Genomic DNA, 237 nt, shown 5'->3' with positions numbered 1-237 from the left:
TGCTGGCCGCCAACATCAGCCTGATGCTGCTGCTGGCCTTCTGCTCTCCCACTCTTACCCGCGCATCGATCACCGCCAGCAGTGACCCGCGGTGATCGATGCCAGCCAAGGAATTGCATCATGCGTCGTCTGCTACTCTGCGGCTTCGAGCCCTTCGGCACGGATAGCGTCAATCCCGCCCTCAAGATCAGCGAACAACTGGGCGGCCAGACACTGGCCATGCACGACCAGCCCGAT

Annotated in this window: 1 protein-coding gene; it reads left to right on the top strand. The window is 62.0% G+C overall.

Translation table 11 applies throughout. From position 1 onward, the window contains the following. Window positions 1-120: 120 nt before the first annotated feature. Window positions 121-237 (top strand): hypothetical protein (locus R2R70_RS23035; protein WP_410979351.1); only part of this gene is annotated, 117 nt, incomplete at its 3' end.

It is taken from the genome of Cobetia sp. SIMBA_158, from assembly GCF_046566945.1.
In the GTDB taxonomy this organism is placed as follows: Bacteria; Pseudomonadota; Gammaproteobacteria; order Pseudomonadales; family Halomonadaceae; genus Cobetia; species Cobetia amphilecti.
Note: the sequence above shows the minus strand (reverse complement) of the source record. Positions and strands in the feature narration are given on the sequence as shown.